Origin of the sequence: Geobacillus sp. DSP4a (genome assembly GCF_013096875.1) — a bacterium.
Taxonomy (GTDB): domain Bacteria; phylum Bacillota; class Bacilli; order Bacillales; family Anoxybacillaceae; genus Geobacillus; species Geobacillus thermophilus.
The window spans coordinates 1-326 of record NZ_SDLD01000252.1 but is presented as its reverse complement, the minus strand read 5'-3'; the positions used below and the strand labels follow the sequence as shown (position 1 = coordinate 326).

General features: G+C 48.5%; 1 pseudogene. It reads left to right on the top strand.

The features are described from left to right. Positions 1-179, top strand: a pseudogene (locus ETC02_RS17215) (IS701 family transposase); the annotation flags it as partial. Between the last annotated feature and the right edge of the window lie 147 nt (positions 180-326).

Genomic DNA, 326 nt, shown 5'->3' with positions numbered 1-326 from the left:
ATTGGGCGGTGGTGCTGTTGGCCTGCGTGTACAGCATCGCCGAATCCCGCCAAAACCTCTCCACCGGGCTGGAGCTTCTTCGGTCGCGGAAAGACCACAGCGTCGTCGAGTTCATTTATGACGCTGCAAAGCAAGATATTCCCATTGATGTGATCAAAAAACAGCTCCGTATCGCGTAAGGGGTACCCTGTTTGTCTCTCCTGAATCCGTGACAAAACATCTTTACAATGGTCGCAAACCGTTGATACGATAAGGGAAAACGACGTTGACGATTCTTCATCAAGTAGGTGATATGATGAAAGATTTCCCGATTCGGTTTGTATTGA